Annotated in this window: 15 protein-coding genes; 10 read left to right on the top strand and 5 right to left on the bottom strand. The window is 66.9% G+C overall.

All coding sequences use genetic code 11. From position 1 onward, the window contains the following. Positions 1–130: 130 nt before the first annotated feature. Complete coding sequence (gene metG, locus QQS52_RS01565; RefSeq protein ID WP_472772265.1) at positions 131–1963, top strand: methionine--tRNA ligase; 1833 nt, start codon at positions 131–133, stop codon at positions 1961–1963. A 91-nt stretch (positions 1964–2054) separates the two neighbouring features. On the opposite strand, the gene QQS52_RS01560 is transcribed toward metG, so the two are convergent. Continuing rightward, positions 2055–2561: a GNAT family N-acetyltransferase gene (locus QQS52_RS01560; RefSeq protein WP_472772264.1), complete on the bottom strand. Its 507-nt coding sequence runs from the start codon at positions 2559–2561 to the stop codon at positions 2055–2057. A gap of 69 nt (positions 2562–2630) precedes the next feature. Here QQS52_RS01560 and QQS52_RS01555 point away from each other — a divergent pair, with 69 nt between their 5' ends. The 4 genes from QQS52_RS01555 to QQS52_RS01540 all read left to right on the top strand — a co-directional run bounded on the left by QQS52_RS01555 (position 2631) and on the right by QQS52_RS01540 (position 6768). After that, positions 2631–3452: a TatD family hydrolase gene (locus QQS52_RS01555; RefSeq protein WP_472772263.1), complete on the top strand. Its 822-nt coding sequence runs from the start codon at positions 2631–2633 to the stop codon at positions 3450–3452. Positions 3453–3727: 275 nt separating this feature from the next. Further along, positions 3728–4876: a transglycosylase family protein gene (locus QQS52_RS01550; RefSeq protein ID WP_472772262.1), complete on the top strand. Its 1149-nt coding sequence runs from the start codon at positions 3728–3730 to the stop codon at positions 4874–4876. 24 nt (positions 4877–4900) lie between these two features. Continuing rightward, complete coding sequence (gene rsmA, locus QQS52_RS01545) at positions 4901–5788, top strand: 16S rRNA (adenine(1518)-N(6)/adenine(1519)-N(6))-dimethyltransferase RsmA (protein ID WP_472772261.1); 888 nt, start codon at positions 4901–4903, stop codon at positions 5786–5788. After that, positions 5788–6768, top strand: a complete 981-nt coding sequence (locus tag QQS52_RS01540; RefSeq protein WP_472772260.1) for a 4-(cytidine 5'-diphospho)-2-C-methyl-D-erythritol kinase — start codon at positions 5788–5790, stop codon at positions 6766–6768. The genes rsmA and QQS52_RS01540 overlap by 1 nt, the downstream gene beginning before the upstream one ends. On the opposite strand, the gene QQS52_RS01535 is transcribed toward QQS52_RS01540, so the two are convergent. Beyond that, entirely contained in the window at positions 6765–8084 is a 1320-nt protein-coding gene (locus QQS52_RS01535; protein ID WP_472772259.1) for a hypothetical protein, read from the bottom strand. The genes QQS52_RS01540 and QQS52_RS01535 overlap by 4 nt on opposite strands. Before the next feature lie 76 nt (positions 8085–8160). Here QQS52_RS01535 and QQS52_RS01530 point away from each other — a divergent pair, with 76 nt between their 5' ends. The 4 genes from QQS52_RS01530 (at position 8161) to QQS52_RS01515 (ending at position 12785) form a co-directional block, all read left to right on the top strand. Beyond that, the gene (locus QQS52_RS01530; RefSeq protein WP_472772258.1) at positions 8161–9960 is read left to right on the top strand and encodes an ABC-F family ATP-binding cassette domain-containing protein; all 1800 of its coding nucleotides are present in this window, start codon (positions 8161–8163) and stop codon (positions 9958–9960) included. Continuing rightward, a complete protein-coding gene (locus QQS52_RS01525; RefSeq protein WP_472772257.1) occupies positions 9936–11663 on the top strand; it encodes an alpha/beta-hydrolase family protein in 1728 nt (575 codons plus the stop codon). Before QQS52_RS01530 ends, QQS52_RS01525 begins: the two co-directional genes overlap by 25 nt. A 98-nt stretch (positions 11664–11761) precedes the next feature. Then, positions 11762–12349: a hypothetical protein gene (locus QQS52_RS01520; protein WP_472772256.1), complete on the top strand. Its 588-nt coding sequence runs from the start codon at positions 11762–11764 to the stop codon at positions 12347–12349. A 109-nt stretch (positions 12350–12458) separates the two neighbouring features. Continuing rightward, positions 12459–12785, top strand: a complete 327-nt coding sequence (locus tag QQS52_RS01515) for a putative quinol monooxygenase (protein WP_296204898.1) — start codon at positions 12459–12461, stop codon at positions 12783–12785. Here the strand turns inward: QQS52_RS01515 and QQS52_RS01510 are convergent. Together QQS52_RS01510 and QQS52_RS01505 are read right to left on the bottom strand one after the other, a co-directional pair. Beyond that, the gene (locus QQS52_RS01510) at positions 12782–15121 is read right to left on the bottom strand and encodes an acyltransferase family protein (RefSeq protein ID WP_472772255.1); all 2340 of its coding nucleotides are present in this window, start codon (positions 15119–15121) and stop codon (positions 12782–12784) included. The genes QQS52_RS01515 and QQS52_RS01510 overlap by 4 nt on opposite strands. A gap of 78 nt (positions 15122–15199) precedes the next feature. Continuing rightward, entirely contained in the window at positions 15200–16015 is an 816-nt protein-coding gene (locus QQS52_RS01505) for an HAD family hydrolase (RefSeq protein ID WP_472772254.1), read from the bottom strand. Between the two features lie 61 nt (positions 16016–16076). Here QQS52_RS01505 and QQS52_RS01500 point away from each other — a divergent pair, with 61 nt between their 5' ends. Continuing rightward, positions 16077–17123, top strand: a complete 1047-nt coding sequence (locus QQS52_RS01500; protein ID WP_472772253.1) for a 3-hydroxyisobutyryl-CoA hydrolase — start codon at positions 16077–16079, stop codon at positions 17121–17123. A gap of 16 nt (positions 17124–17139) precedes the next feature. Here the strand turns inward: QQS52_RS01500 and QQS52_RS01495 are convergent, their stop codons facing one another. Beyond that, positions 17140–18288: a glycosyltransferase family 4 protein gene (locus QQS52_RS01495; protein ID WP_472772252.1), complete on the bottom strand. Its 1149-nt coding sequence runs from the start codon at positions 18286–18288 to the stop codon at positions 17140–17142. Positions 18289–18301: the final 13 nt, after the last annotated feature.

Genomic DNA, 18301 nt, shown 5'->3' with positions numbered 1-18301 from the left:
AGGCGAAAACGCCCGTTTTTGCGGCGCCACCTGTCCAAAGGCCGAAAAATGGAGCAATGTGCCCAAGTAGGCATCGTTAAGCGTGGGACTGAAGTAGGAGGCCCGGGTGGAATTCGATAGGCTAGTAGGCATGACTGAGTCGGTAGTTGTAAACGTTGCCTGGCCGTATGCCAACGGCCCCCGCCATATCGGACACGTGGCAGGGTTCGGCGTCCCTTCGGATGTGTTCGCGCGCTACCAGCGAATGCGCGGCCGCAACGTGCTGATGGTCTCCGGCACGGACGAGCACGGCACGCCGCTGCTGGTCCAGGCCGATAAGGAGGGCATCTCGGTCCGTGAGCTAGCCGACCGCTACAACCGGCAGATCGCCGAAGACTTGGCGGGCTTGGGCCTGTCCTACGACCTGTTCACCCGCACCACCACTCGCAACCACTACGCGGTGGTCCAGGAGCTGTTCAAGGGCCTCTACGCCAACGGCTACATGATCAAGGAGACCACCAAGGGTGCGATCTCCCCGTCGACGGGCCGCACCCTGCCGGACCGCTACATCGAGGGCACCTGCCCCATCTGCGGTGCTGACGATGCCCGCGGCGACCAGTGCGACACCTGCGGCAACCAGCTGGACCCGGCCGACCTGATTAACCCGGTGTCCAAGATTAACGGCGAGACCCCCGAATTCATCGATACGGAGCATTTCCTGCTGGACCTGCCGTCGCTGGCCGACGCGCTGCGCGAGTGGCTGTCCTCCCGCGAGGACTGGCGCCCCAACGTGCTGAAGTTCTCCCTAAACCTGCTCAAGGACATCCGCCCGCGTGCGATGACCCGCGACATCGACTGGGGGATCCCGATCCCGGTCGAGGGCTGGGAGGAAAACTCCGCCAAGAAGCTCTACGTGTGGTTCGACGCGGTCATCGGCTACCTGTCTGCCTCCATCGAGTGGGCTCACCGCACTGGCAATCCGGACGCGTGGAAGCTGTACTGGCAGAACCCGGAGGCGCGTCACTACTACTTCCAGGGCAAGGACAACATCACCTTTCATTCGCAGATCTGGCCGGCCGAGCTGCTGGGGTACGCCGGCCGCGGGGCCAAGGGCGGCGAGCAACACGCGCTGGGCGAGTTGAACCTACCGACGGAAATCGTTTCCTCGGAGTTCCTCACGATGTCCGGCTCGAAGTTCTCCTCGTCGAAGGGCGTAGTCATCTACGTCAAGGACTTCCTGAAGGAATTCGGCCCGGACCCGCTGCGCTATTTCATCGCCGTGGCCGGCCCGGAGAACACGGACACGGATTTTACCTGGGACGAGTTCGTCCGCCGCATCAACAACGAGCTAGCCAACGGCTGGGGCAACCTGGTCAACCGCACGGTCTCGATGGCACACAAGAACTTCGGCGAGGTACCGGCCCCGGCCAGCCTGAGCGAAGCCGACAAGAAGATCCTGCAGCTTGCGGAGGAGTCCTTCGCCACCGTCGCGGAGGCCCTGGAGCACTCCAAGTTCAAGGTGGCCATCACGGCGGCCATGCACGTCGTCGGCGAGGCCAACGCCTACATCGCCGACCAGGAGCCGTGGAAGCTGGCCAAGAACGACAGCCAGCGCGAGCGCCTGGCGACGGTCCTGTGGACGGCCCTGCAGGTCGTCTCCGACTGCAACGTTATGCTCACCCCGTTCCTGCCGCACATCGCCCAGCAGGTCCACGAGACCCTGGGACGCAGCGACGTCTGGGCGGCGGAACCGCGCATCGAGGAGGTTGCCGACGACCTGCCGGTCGAGCTGGTCGGCGTGGGCCTGCCCCCGCAGGGCCACACGTACCCCATCATCACGGGCGATTACGACCAACAGCAGGCCACCTGGGCCCGTGTGGACGTCGAACCGGGCACCGCGCTGGCTAAGCCGAAGCCACTAATCGCCAAGCTGGATCCGGAACTCGGCGAGACCGGCCCGGAGTGGGCGCCGGTCCAGAATTAGCAGGCCAGAAGTAACCGCGCCAAAAAACCGCGCGACTAGAAGATAGCCGCGCACCCCGAAGACTCCCGCTAGATACTAGCGGGGGTCTTTTCTATTTGAAGTGGCGCTGCAGGTGCACCAGGCCCAGGCGCTGGTCGTTCTTGGTGTGGATATTCGGCATGCGGCCGGTCTCCTCGAAGCCCAGCTTGCGGTGTAGCGCCAGGGAGGCCTCGTTCGTTTCAACGATGTAGGTGATCATCGTGTGCACGTAGGGGTTCGTTCCGGCGTGCTCAACGACGGCGCTGAGCAACGCGGTGCCGACCCCGCGCCCGGTGGCGGCGGGGGAGAGGTAGATGGTGTCCTCGACGGTGCCGTAGTAGATGCCCGGGATAACGAACTGGAAGTAGGCGGCGAAACCGATAACGCCGCTGTCGTCGGTGGCGACGAAAACGGGGTAGCCTTCGGCGTCTAGGTCGGCGATCCACTTGGCGCGGTCGGTGCCGGATTCCTGCCAGGTGACGAGGTTGTTGGCCGGGCTGGCGTTGGTGCCGGCGTTGAAGATGTCGGCGATGGCGTCGGCATCGTCGGCTGTGGCGCGGCGAATTTGGAAATCTGCCAAGGTTTTCGGCTCCTTAGTCTCTACTACGGTTGTTCCGTTAAGAGACAGTACCCCGCCTATAATGGCGCCATGTCGAAAAAGAAGCGCCAGACCCCGCAACCTGCTGAATTTATCCCGCACCTGGTGGATGCCCACACCCACTTGGCGTCGACCGGCGAGGCCGCTGAGCTTGTTGAGCGCGCCGGCGCCGCCGGCGTGGAGAAGCTGTGCACGGTGGGTGATGGTCTGGATGAGGCGGCCGCCGCGCTGCGCACCGCTCAGGAGTTCCCGGACGTCTACGCCGCTTGCGCCATCCACCCCACCCGCGCCCAGGAGCTGGACGCGCCCGCCCGCGAGAAGCTGCGCGTAATGGCTGCGGATCCGCGCTGCGTGGCCATCGGGGAGACCGGCCTGGACACCTACTGGATTAAGCACAGCCCGGAAGACACCGCCTCCCTGGAGGTCCAGGAGGAGGCGCTGCGCTGGCACATCGACCTGGCGGTGGAGACCGGCAAGACGCTGATGATCCACAACCGCGAGGCGGACGCAGACTTGCTCCGCGTGCTTGCCGATGCCCCCGCCCCGCCGCGCACCATACTGCACTGTTTTTCCTCGCCGCTGGACGTGGCCAAGGAGGCCATCGAGCGCGGCTATATCCTCTCGTTTGCGGGCAACGTGACCTTCAAGCGCAACGAGGAGATGCGCCAGGCCGCCGCGCTCGCCCCGGCCGGTCAGCTGCTGATTGAGACGGACGCGCCGTATATGACGCCGGAGCCCTACCGCGGGTCCCGCAACGAGCCGGCCTTTATCGGCCACACCGCGGCGTGCGTGGCGCAGGCGCGCGGCATGCGCGTCGAGGAGCTGGCAGAAGAGGTCTCGGCGACCTTCGACGCGGTCTACGGGCTGGCTTAAAACCTAAAGTGTGGCGATCTTCACACGGGTTGTTTCCGCAGGTAGTCGGTGGTAGCTGTGAATGCAGTGGTAGTTGGTGGCGCTGGGGAGGCTGTGTCCGTTTAGTTCTCGACTGAGCTGGGCTGTTATCGTACTGTTATTAAAAGTTGGCGCCGAGGCCGCCAGCACGCGAGTTGCGTGAACCGCGTGCGGCTAGGGCGCACCCACGTGGATGACACCATGGGTAAAACCAGCCGTGTCCCCAGCAGAAGAAAGCTCAGAGAGTTTAGAGTTCGATGACTACTTCCCACCAGATTAAGCGCATCAACAACACCCGTTCCCTGCCTCTGCGCATCGCCACCGGCGGCGTGCTGGGCACCCTGGCCGTCGGCGGCGTCGTGGCCGTCGGCACCCAGAAGGACGTCACCGTCGACGTCAATGGGGAAGAGGTCGCGCTGGCTACCTTCGCCAAGGACGTCGATGGCGCGCTGGACAGTGCCGGCATCCAGGTCGGCGACGAGGACGTGGTCTACCCGGCGCCGTCCGAGGACCTGCGCGGCGGGGACACCATCACCGTGCGCACCGCGAAGCCGGTCGCCGTGACCGTCGATGGTGCGCAGCAGAAGCTGTCCTCGACCGCCCTGACCGTTGAGGACCTGGTCGGCCAGCTGGAAAACATCGCCCCGGGTGCGGCCATCCTGGCCGGCGGCTCCGAGGCCAACGCCTCCGACAAGGTCACCGAGAACATGTCGCTGGAGGTTGTCAGCCCGAAGATCGTCCGTATTAGCGACGGCGGCACGATCACCTACACCAAGATCGCGGCTAAGACCGTAGGCGACGTGCTGAAGGACCGGGGCATCGAGGTCGACAAGGACGACCAGGTCACCCCGAGCGTCGACGAGGCGCTGACCGAGGGCATGGAGATTACCGTCGACAAGATCTCCATCGACGAATTCGACGTTACCGAAGAATTCGACGCCGAGCCGAACTACGTCGACGATCCGGAGCTCGAGGAGGGCACCGAGGAGGTCCGCGAGGAGGGCGCCCCGGGCGAGCGCACCAAGACCTTCCGCGTGGTGACCAAGAACGGCAAGGAACAGTCCAAGGACGTCATCAAGGAAGAGGTCCACAAGGAGCCGACCGCTGCCGTGGTCGCCCGCGGCACCAAGAAGGCGGCTTCCGCCCCGGCCGTGGCCGGCGGCTCGGTCTGGGACTCCCTCGTGCAGTGCGAGGCCGGCGGCGACTGGAACATCAACACCGGCAACGGCTTCTCCGGCGGCCTGCAGTTCACCCCGTCCACCTGGGCGGGCCACGGCGGCACCGAATATGCACCGGAGGCCTGGCAGGCTACCCGCGAGCAGCAGATTGCGGTCGCAGAGCGCGTGCAGGCATCGCAGGGCTGGGGCGCCTGGCCAGCGTGCACCGCCAAGATGGGTCTGCGCTAAAAACCGCCGCGGGCATGGACTAAGATGGGTGCCATGAGTGACACCCTCCTGGGCCCGCAAGAAATCCGCCAGCTGGCGCAGCAGTTGGAGGTAACCCCCACCAAGAAGTGGGGGCAGAATTTCCTGCTGGATCCGAACACCATCCGCCGGATCGTCGCCGCCGCAGAGGTCGGCCCAGCGGATCGGGTCATTGAGGTTGGCCCGGGCCTGGGCTCGCTGACGCTCGGGCTGGTGGGGCAGGCCGCCCAGGTCACCGCCGTGGAGATTGATCCGCGCCTGGCCGGGCAGCTGCCGAAGACCGTCGCCGAGCGCGATCCCGCCAACGCGGCGAAGCTCGCCGTGGTGGAAAAAGACGCGCTGAAAATCACCGCGGGCGAGCTGGGGGAGCCGACCGCGCTGGTGGCCAACCTGCCGTACAACGTCGCGGTGCCAGTGCTGTTGCACCTGCTCGCGGCCTACCCGTCCATCGAGCGCGTGCTGGTCATGGTCCAGTTGGAGGTCGCCCAGCGGCTGGCGGCGCAGCCAGGCAGCAAGATCTACGGCGTGCCCAGCGTGAAGGCCTCCTTTTACGGGAAGGTGCGGCAGGCTGGGACCATTGGGCGCAACGTGTTTTGGCCCGCGCCGAATATTGAATCCGGCCTGGTGCGCATCGATTGCTACCGCCCGGTCCAGGCGCCCTGGCCGGTCACGGAAGAGGCCCGCGCGAAGCTCTGGCCGGTTGTCGACGCCGCCTTCGCCCAGCGCCGCAAAACGCTCCGGGCCAGCCTGTCCGGGCACTTCGGCTCAGCCAACGCGGCGGAAGAGGCACTGCGGGCGGCGGGTATCGATCCACGCCAGCGCGGCGAGAAACTCGGGGTGGAAGACTTCGCCCGGCTAGCGGGCATCGCCGGGCAGACAGGAAAGGCGAACTAATGGGTGATTATGCGGTGCGGGCGCTGGCGCACGCCAAGGTGAACCTGCACCTGGGCGTCGGTGATGCGCGCGAGGATGGCTACCACGAGCTGGTCAGTGTGTTTCAGGCCCTGGATATCCACGACGTCGTGGAGTTGAAAACCCGCGGGATCGTGCGGGCGGGAGAGCCGACCGTGGTGGGCATGGACATTGCTGGCTCTTACGCCCACGGGGTTCCGGCCGATGAGCAGAACCTGGCGTGGCGGGCCGTGGAGATGGTCGCGCGTGGCTTTCGGGATCGTGGGATAGGCGAGCTGCCCGGCGTTTATATCGGGCTGAGCAAGGGGATTCCGGCGGCCGGCGGGATGGCCGGCGGCTCGGCGGACGCGGCCGCGGCGCTGCGGGCGGCCAACGAGGTCTTTGCACGGGTGAGCGGGCGGTCCGGACTGGGCGAGACGGAGCTCTATCAGGTGGCCGAAGAGCTGGGGTCGGACGTGCCGTTTACCCTGATGGGCGGCACGGCGTTGGGCACGGGCCGGGGAGAGAGGCTCGCGGAGATGCTCACGCGCAGCTCTTACTGCTGGGCGCTTATTACCTCCGCGGAAGGTTTGTCGACCCCGGCGGTCTTCGGGGAGCTGGACCGGCTCCGCGCAGCTGGGCAGGGCGGCACCCCGCGCCTAGATTCGCAGTCGGTCGCGCAGGCGCTGCTGCGCGGGACGCCGGAGGCGCTCGCCGAGGTGCTGGCGAATGACCTGCAGCCGGCGGCGCTGAGCCTGCGCCCGGACCTGCGCCAGACACTGCGGGTGGGTGAATCCGCGGGCGCGTTGGTGGGCATCGTTTCGGGCTCGGGGCCCACGTGCGCTTTCCTGTGCGCGGACCCGGAGGCCGCGGCCGACGTGGTGGGCGAAGTCACCACGGAAATCCCCGGCACGCGGGGACTCGTAGCGCGCGGGCCCGCCCGCGGGGCGCACCTGGTGGAGGCGGCAGGCGCGGAGGATTAGAGGACTTCCATCTCCGTGACCGGGGTCTCCAGCTCCACGCGCTTGACGACTTCCTTCTTGAACAAGTCGATGATGACCAGCTCCTTCTGGTTGGCGTCGGTGACATACGCGTAGCCGTTCGCCGCCTTCAGGATCGGGCCAGGGACCTGCCATTCCTCGTTTTCGGTCCACGGAGAAATCGCCTCGATGCTGTCGGTGACATCGGCCGAATCCGGGTCGATGACGTTGAGCTTGCCGTCGGTGGTCAGCACCAGCCCCTCGCCGAGCGGGCCGCGAGCCAGGGAGCGGAACCAGTAGCTGCCATCCAGGTCGACGGTGCGGGCGGTGCGATCCTCGGCGTTGATGAGTGCCACGGAGGTGGGGCGCTCGTGCTCGGCGTTAGCGTCGGTCTTGTTGTCGGCCAGGATGATGTTGGATTCTTCCGAGCCGGCGGCGTTGCCGGAGCGCTGGTAGCCGTCCTTGCCGGCGAACGCGGAGACGTCGACCTTGTGGAAGTCGGAGCCGTCGAACACGACGGGGCCGTCCTCACAGCCGAAGACAATATTGCCGTTCTGAGCGGCGGCTTCGCCGTGCACGCCGGGGCACTCGGTGGTCTCGGCGAGCTTCTTGCCGTCGGCATCTAGGTGCACGATGGTGTGGCGCTCGTCCTCGGTGCCCTTGGTGACCACCACGGAGCCGTCCTTTAACGGCACGGCCACTCCGTGGTGCGGGGCGCCGGTATCGACGGTGTTGACGGGGTCGGCGGCGGTGCCGTCGGCGACCATGTCGTCGGTCTTGTAGATCTTGGCCGTACCGTCGCCGTCGGAGAAGAGCGCCGTGTAGCCGTCGTGGCTGACCACGTGGCCGGCGTGGGGGAGGCCGTCGAAGGTGGCATCGCTAAGCGTGGGGTCCTGGACGAAGTAGTGGAAGTGGTCGCCGTGGGCCTGGCGGATTAGCCCCATGTCGAAGGCCTGGAACTTGTCGCCGCGGGTGACCAGGGCGTGGCGTCCGTCGCCGGCGGGGTTCAGGCGCTTGAAGCCGGAGGCCTCGTCGCGGCTGATTTCCTCGCCGGTCTTGGCGTCTAGGCTGATGAGCTCGTCGTCGGTGCTGAGCAGGATGCGGCCCGGCAGCTGGGCGACCTCTTCCTGGCCGGCGGCGGCCTCGACCCCGTCGTGGTGGTGCTCGTGCTCGGAGTGCCCGGCCTCAGAATGTTCGGCCGCGGAGTGCCCGGCCTCGGAAGGCTGCGACTCGGCGCTGTCGTCGGGGCGGGAACAGCCGGTGACCAACAGTCCGGCGGCGGTCAAAGCGGCAAGGGTGCGAATAGTCGATTTCTGCATACCAAAAGAGTATTGCAAATCGAATTCAACTGCAATAAGGGGTGTGGCGGGCGGCGAAGTAAGATGGTGGGCTGTTATGGCGAACCTTTTAAACTTGGAACAAGTCAGCAAGTCCTACGGCCTGAAAACCCTGCTCGACGGGGTGTCGCTGGGCGTGCAGACGGGCGACCGCATCGGCATCGTCGGAGTCAACGGCGGGGGTAAGACGACCCTGCTGGAGGTCTTGAGCGGCATCGCGGAGCCGGACGCGGGGCGGGTCAGCCACGCCAACGATCTGCGCATGGCGGTGGTGACTCAGCGCTTCGAACTGGACGAGCAGCTGACCATTGCCGACTGCGTCGTGGCCCCGCTGGGCCTGGAGACCTACGAGTGGGCCTCGAACGCGAAGGTGCGCGACGTGCTGTCGGGGCTGGGCATCGCCGAGCTGGGCCTGGAGACCCCTGTCGGGCAGCTCTCCGGCGGGGAGAAGCGCCGCGTGAGCCTGGCCGCGGCCCTGGTCAAGGACCTGGACCTGGTGGTTTTGGACGAGCCGACCAACCACCTCGACGTCGAGGGCGTGCAGTGGCTGGCGCAGCACCTTCTGGCGCGCAAGCTGGCGCTCATCGTGGTTACCCACGACCGCTGGTTCCTGGACACGGTGGCCACGCTGACCTGGGAGGTCCACGACGCGACCGTCGATGTCTACGAAGGTGGCTACAACGACTGGACCTTCGCGCGGGCGGAGCGGGCCCGGCAGGCCGACGCCATGGAGCAGCGCCGCCGCAACCTGGCGCGCAAGGAGCTGGCCTGGCTGCGCCGCGGCGCGCCCGCGCGCACCTCGAAGCCGCGCTACCGCGTCGAGGCGGCCGAGGCGCTGATCGCCGACGTGCCGGCGCCGCGCGACAAGGTCGAGCTGATGAGCTTTTCCAAGCAGCGCCAGGGGCGCGTGGTCATCGAGCTCGAGGACGCGACCATCGCCGCCCCGGACGGGCGCGTGCTGCTCGATCACTTCACGTGGCGCCTGGCCCCGGGCGAGCGAATCGGCCTGGTGGGCGTCAACGGCTCCGGCAAGACCACCCTGCTGCGCGCGTTGGCTGGCGACTATGAGTTGGCTGCCGGCAAGCGCATCGAAGGCCAGACCGTGCGGCTGGGCTGGCTGCGCCAGGAACTCGACGATCTGGACCCGCAGCGCCGGCTCATCGACGCCGTCGAGGACGTGGCCACCTATGTCCAGCTGGGCAAGAAGGAGCTGTCCGCTTCGCAGCTGTCCGAGCGCCTGGGCTTTAGCCCGAAGCGCCAGCGCACCCCGGTCGGGGATCTGTCTGGCGGCGAGCGCCGCCGCCTGCAGCTAACCCGCGTGCTCATGGCGGAGCCGAACATCCTGTTGCTGGACGAGCCGACCAACGACCTGGACATCGACACCCTCCAAGAGCTGGAGTCCCTGCTGGACTCCTGGCCGGGCACCCTCGTGGTCATCTCCCACGACCGCTATCTCATCGAGCGCATCGCCGACAACGCCTATGCCCTCTTCGGGGACGGGAAGCTCACGCACCTGCCCGGCGGCATCGACGAGTATCTGCGTCGCCGCGCCGAGCAGGAAGCTGCCGCCGAGCGCGGGGTCATCAACCTGGGCGAAGGCGAGTCTCCGGCGCCGGAGAAGAAGGGCCTGTCGCAGGCCGAGGAGCGCACCATCACCAAGAAGATGAACGCGCTCGAGCGCAAGATCACCAAGCTGGACCAGCAGATAGACCAGGTCAACCAGGAGATGGCCGAGGCCGCGGAACAGGTCGATACTGGGCGGCTGACGGCGCTGGATGCGACACTGAAGGGGCACCGGCAGCAGCGCGAGGATTTGGAAATGGAATGGTTGGAATGGGGAGAAAAGCTGGAAGCGTAGCGTTAGACCACGCGCGCGACGTCTTCTCCCTACTCAACGCCTGGGGCGCGCTGGCCGCCGCGATCTTCTTCGTTATCGGACTGACCCCGTCCATCCTGCCGCGCACCTGGTACTACCAGGGGCTTATCTGCGGCCTGGCGGCTGGCCTGGGCTACCTGGTGGGGCTCGGCCTCGAGTGGCTGTGGACCCGGATCGTGAGGCGCAACCTCGCGCAGCGCTACCGCTGGCTCGACGCAGAGACGTGGTCGCCGCGGCAACGGACCTTCACCGCCTACGCCTTCTACGCCGTGCTGGGCATCTGGGTGCTGGCGGTGACCTTCTACTCGGTGCGGTGGCAGCGCGACGTCGCCAATAATTTCTCGGTGCCGGCGCTCAGCCTGCCTAAGTACCTGCTGGTCCTGCCGGTGGCGCTGGCCGTGTTCACCGCGCTAGTCATCGTGGCCCGCGGGCTGCGGACCCTGGTCCGCGCGCTGGGGAAGGCGATCCCGGGCAACTGGCCGCGGCGCCGCCGCCAGATCGTCGCTGCTGGGGTGGTGGCCGTACTCGGCGTCTACCTGCTCGACAGCGTGGTCCCGGACGTCATCGTGCGCGCCGGGGAGAAGATCTTCACCGCCCAGAACGCCGACCCCGATCCGGCCACGCGCCCACCCGCCAACCCGGAGCGCTCCGGCTCGCCCGACTCCGTCATCGATTTCGACGGGGTGGGGCTGAACGGCTCGCGTTTCTTAAGCGCCGGGGCCTCGCGAGCAGAACTCGAGCGGGTGACCGGGCGCCCGGCGAAAGAACCCATCCGCGCTTATGCTGGCCTGGGCAACGGCGCGACGAATACGGAGCGCGCCCGCCTGCTCATCGAAGAACTGGAGCGGACCAACGCTACCGAGCGCGAGGCTATCCTGCTGGTGATGACCACGGGCACGGGCTGGATCTCGTCGTACTCCGCCCAGGGCTTCGAGCTGCTCTACGGTGGGGACACCGCGGTGGTCGCCGCGCAATACTCTGCTATGCCCTCGGTCTTCCACTTCCTGGCCGGCGGTGAGCAGGTCGAGCGTGCCGGGCAGGAATTCATCACCCCGATTGTCGACTGGTGGAACACGCTGCCGCGGCAGGACCGCCCGCAGCTCTACCTCTACGGCGAGTCGCTGGGCACCACCGGCATCGAGGCGGCGTTTTCCGGGCTTCGCGACATTGCCAACTCTGTCGACGGCATCCTGCTGACCGGCCCGCCGCACTTCAACCGGCTGCGCACCCAGTTTGTCGAGCGCCGTGGCCCCGGCACCACGGAGATCAACCCGGTCTATGCCGGCGGCCTGGTGGTGCGTTTCGCCACCAGCAGCACCCAGGCCCGGGAGTGGGCCAGCCTGCCGGAGCAGGAGTGGGGGCCGACTCGCATGCTGTATATCCAGCACACCTCGGACCCGGTCAGCTGGTGGTCGCCGGGCCTGACCTGGCGCGAGCCCGACTGGATGAGTGAGGACACGCAGGCCAGCCGCGACTCCGCAATGTCCTGGTTCCCGGTGATTACCTCCCTGCAGGTCGCCGCGGACCTGCCGGGCGCCAAGAACGTCCCTGACGGCGCCGGCCACAACTACGGCGAGTCCGTCATCGACGGCTTCGTTTCCATCGCCGGCCCGGAACTTGCCGCCCAGCGTGACTTGGAGGAACTGCACTGGCAGTTCGCTGAGCTTGACGTCGACAAGTACTAGCGGCCACTAAGGCGCAAAGGATTACAAAGCTGTATCGATCCGCCGCCACGGGCCGGCTCGCGTGGCGAAAGCCGGGCACGGCTGGCAAGGTCGGGGATATGCGCTACCACCAAAACCGTAAGTTTTGTACCGTCCTGGCTGCCGTCGCCGTAACCTTTGGCGGGACACAGGCCGCCCAGGCCCAGGTGCTGCCGCAGCCGGCCGACCTGTCCTCCCAAGCAGGCGCCCAGGTCGAGCAGCTGTCCTCGCAGATCCCGCAGGTGGAGCTGCCCGCCCAAGCCTACGAGGCCGCCGACCGCTTTGGCATTCAGCTGCCGGCCTTCATCGCCCCGCCCAAGGGCGCCGCCTTCGCCCAGGCCCGCTCCGACCTCGGCGCCGCCACCCACGCCCACCTGGTCAAGCAGGGCCACCACCCGAACCAGAACGCCGCCGGCATCGCCCAGCAGTGGGCGGACGAGGCCGCGGCCGGCAAGGTGAGCTTCGACGGCAAGGTCGGCCACGGTGCCGCGGCTGCCGATGCCGGCGAGGGCTCCGTTCACCGCCTGACCGAGCAGGAAGCTCGCGAGCGCACCGCCTGGCTCAACCGCGACGTCCCGGTCACACGGATTGACGACGGCCGCGGCTTCGGCGTGGCCACCGCCACCGACGGAAAGTTCGTCTACGTGGCCGAGTTTTTCCTGCGCTAACGGGAATTTAAAGGCACCACCAGGCGCGGGTAGGACCCTCGGGGCCCGTGTGATCAGCGCCTCCTCGGCGAGCTAAGGCCCCATCCACCCAGGCGGGTAAGATGGGGCCATGATTTTCATCAACGTTCAATTCCACGTCAAGCCCGAGTACGCCGAGACCTTCCTCGATGAGATCGACTGGTACACCCAGGCCTGCAACGCCGAGGAGGGCTGCCTGGACTTCAAGTGGTTCCGGGATCCGGAAGACCGCCAGAAGTTCCTGCTGCTGGAGACCTACGCCGACGGCAAGGACGTCGACCACGTCCAGTCCGAGCACTTCGAGCGCTCCTGCCGCGAGTTCCCGCAGTACTTGGTCGAGACCCCGGACATCATCAACTTCCACATCGAGGGTAAGGAGTCCTGGGACAAGATGGCAGAGTTTAAGGTCGAGGACTAGACCTCGCACTTAGTTGTCGTGACCTTCTCCCCGTGGGCATAGCGCAGCAGCCCGTAGAAGAAGGCCAGGGCATATTGGTCGGTGCCCACGCCCGCCACGGGATGGATCCCGTCTTCGCGCAGGTAGTTCGGGTCGTGCTGGGCGTGTGAGCACCAGTCCGCCAGGTAGACGTTGTCGTATTTTTTCACTGCGGCGATGGTCTCCTGCCGCGCCGTGGTCATCCAGTCGCGGTCGCCATAGGGGGTGGCGATGAGCACCGTGCGCTCTGGCCCGATGATCTTCATCATCTGATCGATTTCATCATCCAGCTGCGGGCCGTTGGTGCCGAATCCTATAAAGACCGTGTCCCGCAGCTGACCCGAGTCCGCGAGCTGCTGGATGGCGGGCAGGCTCTGGTCGTAGTGCCGGGAGACCGCCGCGTCGATATAGATGCCGGGGAAGCGGTCCTGCAGCGACTGGCTGGAGGCCAGCATCACGGAATCACCCACGGCCGTAATCTCGTCCCCGCTGGGCATGGGGTGCACCATGTCCGGGCTCTTCTTGTCCTCCGAGGTCTTGTCATTCGGGGCACCAGCGGCGTCCCCGCCGCCCTGGTCCGCGCTTTTCTCGCTGGGCGCCTGGGCATTGTTGGACTGGTTCTGGGCCGCCAGATCATCCAGTTCCTGCTCAAAGGAGGTCTTGTCGCCGGAGTGGGTCAGGCCCCAGGCGATGCCGCCGAGGGAGCTGAAGACCAGCACGGGAACCAGCGGCCAGGCCGCCACCTTCCAGGCTGAGCGCAGCGTGGGCCAGTCGGGGCGGGCGGACCAGAAATCGCGGGCGGTAGTGCGGTAGCCGCGGCGGCGCAGCGGGTTCTCAATGCACCGATAGCTCAGCTCCGCCAGCCCGGCAGAGAGCAGTAGGGCGACGGTACCCACGGCCCACGCGTTTGCATCCCCGGTGATCTCGCGCAGGATGATGACAATAGGCCAGTGCCACAGGTACAGAGAGAACGAGCGCTTGCCGGCCCAGCGCATGAAGCGGTTGGCGAACAGCGCGTTGAGTAGCGGGCGCTCGGCCAGGATGCCGCAGATGATCGCCACCCCCAGCACGCTGGAGACCAGCAGCCCGCCGCGGTAGGTCAGCGCCAGATCGTCGGCCATAAACATAAGCTGCGCGGCGTAGGCGACCAACGCCACCAGGCCTACGGCCTCGGCCACGCGCCGTCCGGACGCGGAGTAGTGCGGCCACGCGGGCGCTTCCGGGTTGGGGTTGCGGGTGGTGATGATGAGCGACAGGCCCGCGCCGGCCAGCAGGCCGAAGGCGTGGGTGTCGGTGCCGTAGTAAACACGGGTCGGATCTTCGCCCGGGCTAAAGATCCAGGCCATCGCCAGCGCGGAGGCCACCCCCAGCGCCACGCTGACCCCTAGCGCTAGGCGCCGCGGCTGGCGCCTGCCCAGGGAGAACAGCCCCAGAATAAACAGCGGCCACAGCAGATAGAACTGCTCTTCCACGGCCAGGGACCAGTAGTGGGCAAAGACCTGGACCTCGTTATCGGCGAAATACGACTGGGAAGTAGCTATCTGGACCCAGTTGTTGGCGAAGAACAGGGTGCCGAAGAACTGCTCGCGCAGGTTGACGGCGATATCGCCGCCGATCGCGCCGACCAGCGCCGTGCAGATTGCCAGCACGGCCACGGCCGCCGGCAGGATGCGGCGGAAGCGCCGGACCCAAAAATCGCGCAGGCTGATCCCGCCGGTGACGTCGAATTCCCGTACCAGCAGCGAGGTAATCAAAAACCCGGACAGGACGAAGAACATGTCCACGCCCAGGTAGCCGCCCGGCAGCACACCTCCAAAGAAGTGGTAGACGATGACCGCGGCGACCGCGAGGCCGCGCAGCCCGTCGAGGGCGGGCACGTAGCGCAGCCGCGCCGTGTTCTTCTTCCGAGCCTGCTTTTTCGACGCGGCTACTCGGCCGCCGCCTATCTCCCGCGGGCGCGGCGACGCAGGGGAGGAACCCGCCTTGCCGCCTGCCAGCAGCACCGCCGGCGCGGCCTTGGCCGCGCGGGCCTTAGGGACAGATGCAGCCTTAGGTGCGGCGCCCACCACCTGGGGAGCGGCCTTGACCACTGGGCGGCGGGGGTTTGCCGGCTGCGCCGAACGGCCGGCGGGCAGCGCCTTGCGCTCCGGGTTGGGTCCCAGCGCCCGCTGGGGCTGCGGGGCCGGGGAGGCAGGCTCGGAGGGTGGTGTGCTCGGGGCAGCCGGCACGCCGCTAGCGCGGGTGCTCTGGCTGCGACTGCGGCGCGGGTCGAGCTTATGGGCTACGCGTTTGCCCAGTTTGCCGGCCTTAGAACTCACCACTCGCTCCTACCTAGCTGGGAAAATATTCGCGCCCTGATCCGCGAGTCAGACTCCGTGCCAGGGCGATGGTGGGGATTATTCTCCAAACCAGTCGCGGAGTACTTCTAACACGCCGTTGTTGAGATTGGAGGGAGCTTGGAGATCCGCGATTTCTTTTAGGCGGCGGTGAGCATTCTCCATCGCCACGGCGGTGCCGGCCGCCTGGAGCAGCTGAAAGTCGTTGAGGTAGTCGCCGAAGGCGGCGGTCTGCTCCATCGGGATGCCCAGCTTCGCGGCCAGTTGTTCCAGCGCGTGGCCCTTATCCGCGTCGGCGGACATGACGTCTATCCAGTTCTTGCCGGAAATAGCCAGATTGTTGCCGGCGGATGCGGCCCGCAGGTGCGGGGCGACGTGCTCTTCGGCGTCGGCGTTGCAGTAGACCGCCAGCTTGACCAGCGGCTTATCGGCCGCCACTCGTGCCAGGTCGTCCACCACGGTCACGGAGTGGTAGTACTTGTCGATTTCAGCCCGGATGGCAGCCGGGGTGCCGGCGGCGATGTAGGAGGTCTCCGGCGCGCAGAGGACTGCCGCGTAGGTCTGGGCGCTGTCGATGCCCGCGCAGGCGTCAAGGCAGGCGGTGACTATGTCGGCGGGCAGCTGCGTGGTGTCCACGATGTTGCCGTGGTGGCTGACCACGGTCCCGTTTTCTGCGATGAAGGACTTGATGCCGCTGATACCGGAGAACATGTCGCGGAGGGTGGCCAGCTGCCGGCCGGACGCCGGCACTAGGACCACGCCTAGATGGTGGAGCCGGGCGGCGAGCTCGGGGAAGCCGGCGGGGATGCGGCCTTCGCCGTCGAGGAGGGTTCCGTCCATGTCGAGGGCGATGAGCCGGGGAGTAGGTGCAGGCATAATGATCCTCCGTTAGTTGTGGGGCTGCGGCGCCGCTGTGTGACGTGGAATACTGGATGCCATGACTGAACACAACGATGCCCCAGTAATTCTTGACGTCCGCAACAGTACCGGAGTGGTGGAGCTCAACCGGCCCAAGGCCTTGAATTCGCTCAACCCGGAGATGGTTGACAAGATTGTTGAGGGCCTGAACCAGTGGCGCGACGACGACGGCATCGAACAGGTGCTTTTTGTCTCCTGCAGCCCGAAGGCCTACTGCGCCGGCGGCGACGTGCGCGCGGCAAGGCAGGGCCTCATTGATGGCAACGTCGCGGAGGTCGACCAGTTCTTCGCGGACGAGTACACCATGAACGCCCAGCTGGCGCACTACCCGAAGCCGGTCATCGCGGTTCTCGACGGAATCGTCATGGGCGGGGGAGTAGGCATCTCCATGCACGGCAGCCACCGCATTGTCACGGACAAGACTTTCGCCTCCATGCCGGAGATGAATATCGGCTACGTCACCGACGTGGGCGCGGGCTATGCCGCCCAGCGCACGGTGGGCACCCGCGGGAAGTCCTCCCCGGCGCTGGCGAAGTTCTGGGCGCTGACCGGCTACCGCATGTACGCCGCGGATCTGCTTTACTCCGGCCTGGCCACCCACTACGTCAAGGACGCCGAGGCCGTGGTAGAAGACATCGTAGAGCGTGGGATCGATGCCGCGCTGGGAGAGCACTCCACCCAGCCGGAAGAGGTGGCCCCGCTGGCAGAAATCATCGACGATATCGAGGCCATTTTCGGCGCGCCGACGTGGGAGGAAATCTCTCAGAGCCTGGCGCAGGCCGGCAATGAGGAGCTGGCGCGCAAGGTCGCGGAGCTTACCCAGGCAGCCAGCCCGACCTCGCTGGTGGCCGCGGCCGAACTCCTGGCGGCCGAGGAGCGCGCCGCCAGTGTTGACGACGCGCTGGCCATGGAAAACGCGCTCGGGAAATACCTGCGCGGGCTGCCCGACTTCCGCGAGGGCGTGCGCGCGGTGCTAGTCGACAAGACCCAGGACGCGACCTTCACACCGGCTGCTGCCAGCGAGGTCGACGTGGAAGGCATCCGCGCGGCGCTGGGCAGCGTGTAGACACGCGGCGTTTAGCCTAAGCGGGGCGGTAGAGCGGGCCGTCGATGGCCCGCTGGTAGGTCTCAACGAGGGAGCGGGTCGCCGCCTCCCAGGACCACCGCTCGGCCTCGGCGCGCGCGGCCTCACCCATGGCGGCGCGGCGGTCGGCATCGCCTAGCAATCCCGCCAGGGCCTCGGCCCACGCGCTGTCGGAGGCGTCCTCGTCGACCAGCAGGCCGGTCTTCTCGTCGTCGATAACGAAAGGGATTCCGCCCGCGCGGGTACCGACCACCGGCACGCCGGAGGCGAAGGACTCCAGGGCCACCAGGCCCAGGGTCTCGGTCCGGGAGGGGAAGCAAAAAACGTCGCCGCAGGCGAATGCCGCGGCCAGTTCGTCGCCGGAGAGGTAACCGGTAAAGACCGCCTCGTCGGGGCCGAACTGCTTCGCCAGCTGCCCGGCGTACGGGCCGGCGCCGACCACCGCCAGGCGCGCGCCGGGCACACGCTCGCGGACACGCGCCATGATGCCGGGCAGGCGGTCCAAGTCCTTTTCCTTGGACACGCGCCCCACGTAGGTAACCAGCGGGGCTTCGGGGTGCCCGCCCGTTAGCCGGGAGCGCATGTCCTCGCTGTAGCGGCGCGGGTAGTAGTTGTCCGTGTCCACCGCCTTGGGCCACAGCGAGACGTTGTTGATCCCCAGTTCTTGGGCGCGCTCGACCATGGGGTCTGAGGTACAGAGGTTTTCTACCGCCTGGTTGTGCAGGTAGCGCAACGCCGCCTCCGTGGCGGGCCGGACCCAGCCGATCCCTAAGGCATCTACGTATTCCGGCAGGTTCGTGTGGAAACTACCCACCAGGGGCAGGGCCTCGCGGCGCGCCGCCCACACACCCAGCGCCGCGGTCCAAATCGGGTTGACCACGTGCACGACGTCGGCGTCGAAACGCCGCAGCCGGCGCAACACTCGCGGATCCGGCAGGCCCCATTTCAGCTCGGGGTAGACCGGCCACAGGGACAGCGAGGGGATGGAGACGACCTCGAAGCCGGCGTAGGCGGCCGGCGGGTTACCGGGGGCGAAGACTAAGACCTCGTGCCCGGCGGCGTGCAGCTGCTGCAAGGTGTGGGTCAGCCGGGTGACGACCCCGTCGATTTTGGGCAGGAAGACTTCCGTGAAGATAGCAACGCGCACGGTAGCTGCCTGG

The organism is Corynebacterium sp. 1103A, from assembly GCF_055700955.1.
This window is presented reverse-complemented; position numbering and strand designations above follow the sequence as displayed.